Raw genomic sequence first — 6,227 nt, 5'->3', positions numbered from 1 at the left:
GCGCAAGCCGCTGCGGGCCTCCGCCGACAACGACCTGCTCTCCGCCGCGATCGACCGCGCCGTCGGCCTGAAACCACGGGGCCACGACTTCATCATCGATCGCCGGCACAACCGCCCGAGCGTCAGCCGGCATATGAGCGTCACCGGCGGCTGAAGAGATCAAGTCTGTTGCCGCGCTGTCACATCGCGGGCTCACGCGATCACATGGCCGTCGCAAGATCTTCATTTTCCAATTGACGCTGCCCCGCCGCGCTGAAATGGTGTGGCGGCTTTATGCTTGCACGACCAGAAAAAAGGCCACCGCGCTCTCAAGGGCGCGGTCAAGTCGGCGAAAGCTCAAGTCAGGGGGAATGATCGTTGCCATCGCAGCAAACAACAAGCCGTGGCGCCATTTGCGCGAAACACAGCGGCGAGACGAAATGCGCTGAAGCGCCGGATCCGCACAGCCGGCGAGCGACCGGGCGAACATGATGCGTCCGTTACTGGCGCTGAGCCGCGGCATCGACCTGCTCAACGAAAAGATCGGCAACGTCTGCAACATTCTGGTGCTGGCGGCCTGCCTGGTGAGCGCCGGCAATGCGATGATCCGCTACGCCTTCGGCTACTCATCCAACGGCTGGCTCGAGCTGCAGTGGTACATGTTCGCCATCCTGGTGATGTTCGGCGCGTCCTACACCTTCAAGCGCAATGAGCATGTGCGGGTCGAGATCCTCTATCTGATGCTGTCCGAGCGCGGCCAGCTCTGGCTCGATCTGATCGGTACGCTGGTGTTCCTGATTCCGGCCTGCCTGCTGCTGTCCTGGCTGTCCTGGCCGTTCTTCATGCAGGCTTACGCCGTCGGCGAGGCGTCGAGCAATGCCGGCGGCCTGCTGCGCTGGCCGATCAAGATCGTCGTTCCCCTGGGCTTCGTCATGCTGGCGCTGCAGGGCGTATCCGAGGTCATCAAGCGCATCGCGGCGCTGCAGAACCTCGTGACCATCGACGCCAAATACGAGAGACCGATGCAATGATTACGCTGGAAATGATGCCGCCGCTGATGTTCGGCGGCCTGATTCTGGCGATGCTGATCGGCTTCCCGGTGGCGTTCACGCTGGCGGCGGTCGGATTCCTGTTCGGCTTTCTCTCGATCTATCTCGGCTTCTTCGATTTCGTGTTCCTGCAGGCGATTCCGGGCCGGATCTTCGGCAGCGTGCTGTCCAACGAGCTCCTGCTCGCGATCCCCTTCTTCACGTTCATGGGCGCGATCCTGGAGCGATGCGGCCTCGCCGAAGACATGCTGGATTCGATGGGCCAATTGTTCGGGCCGATCCGCGGCGGCCTCGGCTATTCCGTGATCATCGTCGGCTTCATCCTCGGCGCCATCACCGGAACGGTGGCGGCGCAGGTGATCGCGATGGCGATGATCTCGATGCCGGTGATGATCCGCTACAAATACAACATCCGCTACATCACCGGCGTGCTGGCGGCTTCGGGCACCATCACTCAGCTGGTGCCGCCGTCGCTGGTGCTGATCGTGCTCGCCGACCAGCTCGGCAAGTCGGTCGGCGACATGTATCTCGGTGCATGGGGCCCGTCGGTTCTGCAGATCATGCTGTTCGCCGGCTACACCTTTATGCTCGGCCTGATCAAGCCGGACCATGTGCCGCCGGTGCCGCGCGACCAGCTCACGCTGCGGGGCTGGCCATTGTGGCGCAAATGCCTGATGGGCATCATCCCGTCGGCAGTGCTGATCTTCGTCGTGCTCGGCACCATGATGCTGGGCCTCGCCACTCCCACCGAGGCCGGCGCCATGGGCGCGGTCGGCGCGATCGTTCTGGCGGCAATCCACAGCAAGGAGTTCAGCAGCACCGGCCAGAAAATCCTGATTGCCGGCGTGATCGCAATGGGCATCGGCGCCATCATCGGAATTTTCCTGACGCAGGGTCTGCTGTTCAAGCTGACCTTCGTGTTCGCCTATTTCGCCGTGGTCTGGGTTTGCCTCGAGGCGGTGCGCATCCCGGAACTGCGCAGCCTGATCAAGCAGGGCTACGAAAGCACCATGCGCCTGACCACCATGGTGGTGTTCATCCTGATCGGCTCGACCTGTTTCTCGATCGTGTTCCTCGGTGTTTCGGGCGGGGTGTGGCTCGAGCACATGCTGACCTCGCTGCCGGGCGGCGTATGGGGCTTCCTGGTCTTCATCAACGTCTTCATCTTCTTCCTGGCGTTCTTCCTGGATTTCTTCGAGATTGCCTTCATCATCCTGCCGATGGTGGCGCCGATCGCCCAGAAGATCCTGACGCCGGTGGTCGGCGCCGACGCGGCGCTGATCTGGTTCGGCGTCATGCTCTGCGTCAACATGCAGACCTCGTTCCTGCACCCGCCATTCGGCTTCGCGCTGTTCTACCTGCGCGGCGTCGCGCCCAGATCGGTCAAGAGCTCGGATATTTACTGGGGCGCCGTACCCTGGATCGGCTTGCAGATCATCATGGTTGTGCTGGTAATCGCGTTCCCGTGGACCGTGACGGCGTTGCTCGACAAGCCGATCAGCGCCGAGGACATCAGCAAGGTCAGGATCGTGATTCCGGAAATGGAAGAACTGCCGCCGCCGGATTTCAATACGTTTGGAAAGCCCCAGTAGCGGCTCCCCGGAGGGCAATACGAAACTTGCCGCCGGCTCCGCCTGCGGACTGGGCACGGCGTTACCTCGGGCGAATATTCCTCTTCAATATCAACAAACTCCAATTGACGGCGGCTTCGCGCGCTGGAATGGTAGGGACGCTTCATGCTAGCCGGGCGGGATAAGCCGCTGCGTCTGTCGGACGCCGGAAAGACGGGCAGAGGCGCGACTGGGAGGGGATTTCGTTGCAATCGCTCTTGAAAATGAGCCGGGCAATCGACGCGTTCACCAAATGGGTGGGCAAGCGCCTGGCATGGCTGATCCTGGTGGCGGTGGTCGTCGCCACGGTCAACGCGATCATCCGGAAAACCTTCGACGTGTCGTCGAATTCCTGGCTCGAACTGCAATGGCTGCTGTTCAGCATCGTGTTCCTGTTCTGCGCGCCATGGACCCTGCTCGACAACGAGCACATCCGGATCGACATCATCAGCAACATGATGAAGAAAAAAACGCGGGACTGGATCGACGTCGTCGGTCACAGTTTTTTCCTGATCCCGCTGTGCATCGTCATGATCATCACCGGCGGCCCGTTCTTCATGCGCTCGGTCGAGGTCAACGAGCAATCGAGCAACGCGGGCGGCCTGCCGCAATGGCCCGCCAAGTCGCTGATCATCATCGGCTTCATCCTGCTGATGGTGCAGGGCGTCTCAGAGCTGATCAAGCGAGTTGCCGTGATGCGCGGCTTGATCCCGGATCCGCATGCAACCCAGGTGCACGCCCTCGAGGCCGAGGTCGAGCATCTCATCGAAGCGATCGAAAAACGCTGACCGCAGGATAGGGTCGCAGGGGAAACCAGATGTCAGCTTTTGTTATCGCCAATATGGCGCCGATCATGTTCGTGGCATTGGTCGTGTTCCTGCTGCTCGGTTATCCGGCGGCTTTCGCCCTCGGCGCGGTGGGCCTGATCTTCGCTTTCGTCGGCATCGAACTCGGCGAGTTCCGGCCGGACTTCCTGCAGGCGCTTCCCGAACGCGTCTACGGCGTGATGAGCAACGACACGCTGCTGGCGATTCCATTCTTCACGTTCATGGGACTGATACTCGAGCGGTCCGGAATGGCGGAGGACCTGCTCGACACCATCGGGCAGTTGTTCGGCACCATCCGCGGCGGCCTCGCCTATGCGGTCATCTTCGTCGGCGCCCTGCTCGCGGCCACCACGGGCGTCGTCGCCGCTTCGGTGATTTCGATGGGCCTGATCTCGCTGCCGATCATGCTGCGTTACGGCTATGACCGCCGCGTGGCCTCCGGCGTGATTGCGGCTTCCGGCACGCTGGCGCAGATCATCCCGCCCTCGCTGGTGCTGATCGTGATGGCCGACCAACTCGGCAAGTCGGTCGGCGACATGTACGAGGGCGCGTTCATTCCGGGACTGGTGCTCGCCGGCCTCTACGCGGGTTACGCATTTCTCGTCTCTATGATCTTTCCCAAGGCGGCGCCGGGCCTGCCGCCGGAGGCGATCGGCTTCCGCGAGAAGGATGGCAGCCGCGGACTGGCTTCACTGGGTGTGCTTACGGTCGCCAGCGTCGCCTTCGCCTGGCTCGCGATGCGAGGCTCGAAGACGACTGGCGCGGATTTCGTCGTCCTCAGCATGTTCTTCGGCATCCTGTTCGCCTTCTTCGTGGCGGTACTGAACTGGGTCCTCGACAAGTTCACCGGATACCGATTCCTGTCAGCCATGGCCCAGCAGACCACCTTCGTGATGGTGCCGCCGCTGTTCCTGATCTTCCTGGTGCTCGGCACCATCTTCATCGGCATCGCGACGCCGACCGAGGGCGGCGCGATGGGCGCGGCCGGCGCGCTGCTGCTCGGCGCCGCCAAGCGCCGGCTGAGCTGGGACCTGATCCGGCAAGCAACCGAATCGACCGCCAAGCTATCGGCTTTCGTCATCTTCATCCTGATCGGAGCCCGGGTGTTCTCGCTGACCTTCTACGGCGTCAGCGGCCATGTCTGGGTGGAACATTTGCTGACCTCGCTGCCCGGCGGGCAGGTCGGCTTCCTCATCTTCGTCAACGCGCTGGTGTTCATCCTGGCGTTCTTCCTGGATTTCTTCGAACTGGCGTTCATCATCATTCCACTGCTCGGGCCGGCCGCCGAAAAACTTGGCATCGACCTGATCTGGTTCGGCGTGATCCTCGGCGTCAACATGCAGACCTCGTTCATGCATCCGCCGTTCGGGTTCGCGCTGTTCTACCTGCGCTCGGTGGCGCCGAAGGAATCCTATATCGACCGGGTCACGGGCATCCGCATGGATCCGGTCACCACGGGCCAGATCTACTGGGGCGCGGTGCCGTTCGTGGTGATCCAGTGCATCATGGTCGGGCTGGTGATTGCGTTCCCGCAGATGGTGATGCACTACAAGGGCGCCGCATCGACGATCGATCCCAACACGATCCAGATCGAGGTTCCGCTGCTGGAATTGCCTCCGCTGGACTTCGGGCCGCCGGCGAAGCAATAGCAAGCCGGCAAGCAAAACCCCGGAGCTTTCGCTCCGGGGTTTTTTTGTCGCTTGACGGCAGTGGGCATCAGCCCCTGGAGTGACGCGCCATGAAGTTGTCGTAACCGATTTCGGCGACCTGAAACCACTGGTAGCCGTTGTTCGTAAAGGCGGTCAGCGATTCCAGCACCTTCTTGAAGTTCGGATTGGCCGCGGCCGTTTCGGCGTGCAACTCCCTCGCGGCCTTGAGGCAGGCTTCCATGATGGCCGGCGGGAAGGCTTGCAGCTTGGTGCCGCCGGCGAGCAACCGGCGCAGCGCCGGCGGATTGCCCTGGTCGTATTTCGAAATCATCCAGCTGTTGGCGAAATGGCCGGCCTGCTCGAGAACGCTTTGATAATGCTTCGGCAGCGCATTCCATTTATCGAGGTTGACGTAAGCCAGCAGCATCGGGCCGCCTTCCCACCAGCCGGGATAGTAATAGTTCGGCGCGACCTTGTAGAAGCCGAGCTTCTCGTCGTCATAGGGCCCGACCCATTCGGCACCGTCGATGGTGCCCTTTTCCAGCGCGGGATAAATGTCGCCACCGGCGATCTGCTGCGGCACGGCGCCCAGTTTCTGCAGTACGCGCCCGGCAAATCCGCCGATGCGGAATTTGAGGCCCTTGAGATCATCGACCGTCTTGATCTCCTTGCGAAACCAGCCTCCCATCTGGGAACCGGTATTGCCGGCGAGCAGCGAGTGGACGTTGAAGCCCTTGTAGAAATCGTTCAGGAGCTCCTTGCCGCCGCCCTGCATGTACCAGGCCTGGTTGATGCGCTGGTTGGGACCGAACGGCACGGCCGAGCCGAAGGTGAAGGTCGGATCCTTGCCGAAGTAGTAATACGACGCGGTGTGACCGCATTCGACGGTACCGTTCTGCACGGCGTCGAGCACTTGCAGGCCGGGAACAATTTCGCCCGCCGCAAAGATCTGGATCTGGAATTTGTTGTCGGTGGCCTCGGCCACCATCTTGCACATCATCTCCGCGCCGCCGAACAGCGTATCGAGCGACTTCGGCCAGCTCGCAGCCATGCGCCATTTGATTTCCGGCGTCGATTGCGCGATCGCCGGGGCGGCCATGGCGGCGGCACCCA

At 62.0% G+C, this 6,227-nt stretch carries 6 protein-coding genes and 1 pseudogene; 5 read left to right on the top strand and 2 right to left on the bottom strand.

The window, feature by feature from the left end:
- Positions 1 to 154: pseudogene (locus tag Q8N40_RS05480) on the top strand (GTP 3',8-cyclase MoaA); the annotation flags it as partial.
- A gap of 117 nt (positions 155 to 271) precedes the next feature.
- Here Q8N40_RS05480 and Q8N40_RS05475 read toward each other — a convergent pair.
- Positions 272 to 469: a hypothetical protein gene (locus Q8N40_RS05475; protein WP_305322607.1), complete on the bottom strand. Its 198-nt coding sequence runs from the start codon at positions 467 to 469 to the stop codon at positions 272 to 274.
- Position 470: 1 nt separating this feature from the next.
- On the opposite strand from Q8N40_RS05475, the gene Q8N40_RS05470 reads away from it, so the two are divergent.
- From Q8N40_RS05470 to Q8N40_RS05455, 4 genes are all read left to right on the top strand, one after another.
- A complete protein-coding gene (locus Q8N40_RS05470; protein WP_305322609.1) occupies positions 471 to 1,010 on the top strand; it encodes a TRAP transporter small permease subunit in 540 nt (179 codons plus the stop codon).
- Positions 1,007 to 2,620 (top strand): TRAP transporter large permease subunit, encoded by a 1,614-nt coding sequence (locus Q8N40_RS05465; RefSeq protein ID WP_305711091.1) that lies wholly within the window; start codon positions 1,007 to 1,009, stop codon positions 2,618 to 2,620. The genes Q8N40_RS05470 and Q8N40_RS05465 overlap by 4 nt, the downstream gene beginning before the upstream one ends.
- A gap of 224 nt (positions 2,621 to 2,844) precedes the next feature.
- Positions 2,845 to 3,426: a TRAP transporter small permease subunit gene (locus tag Q8N40_RS05460; RefSeq protein WP_305711090.1), complete on the top strand. Its 582-nt coding sequence runs from the start codon at positions 2,845 to 2,847 to the stop codon at positions 3,424 to 3,426.
- A 29-nt stretch (positions 3,427 to 3,455) separates the two neighbouring features.
- Positions 3,456 to 5,114: a TRAP transporter large permease subunit gene (locus tag Q8N40_RS05455; RefSeq protein ID WP_305711089.1), complete on the top strand. Its 1,659-nt coding sequence runs from the start codon at positions 3,456 to 3,458 to the stop codon at positions 5,112 to 5,114.
- A 67-nt stretch (positions 5,115 to 5,181) separates the two neighbouring features.
- Here the strand turns inward: Q8N40_RS05455 and Q8N40_RS05450 are convergent.
- On the bottom strand, positions 5,182 to 6,227 hold a 1,046-nt coding region (locus tag Q8N40_RS05450; protein WP_305711088.1), incomplete at its 5' end, for a TRAP transporter substrate-binding protein.

Origin of the sequence: Bradyrhizobium sp. (assembly GCF_030693485.1) — a bacterium.
Lineage (GTDB): Bacteria > Pseudomonadota > Alphaproteobacteria > Rhizobiales > Xanthobacteraceae > Bradyrhizobium.
The sequence above is the reverse complement of the archived record's forward strand: the minus strand, read 5'-3'. Positions and strand labels throughout refer to the sequence as shown.

Excerpts from the sequence above, each read along its gene's own strand:
- Q8N40_RS05455 (WP_305711089.1), top strand. The coding sequence starts at position 3,456 with ATGTCAGCTTTTGTTATCGCCAATATGGCGCCGATCATGTTCGTGGCA.
- Q8N40_RS05475 (WP_305322607.1), bottom strand. The coding sequence starts at position 469 with ATGTTCGCCCGGTCGCTCGCCGGCTGTGCGGATCCGGCGCTTCAGCGC.
- Q8N40_RS05470 (WP_305322609.1), top strand. The coding sequence starts at position 471 with ATGCGTCCGTTACTGGCGCTGAGCCGCGGCATCGACCTGCTCAACGAA.
- Q8N40_RS05465 (WP_305711091.1), top strand. The coding sequence starts at position 1,007 with ATGATTACGCTGGAAATGATGCCGCCGCTGATGTTCGGCGGCCTGATT.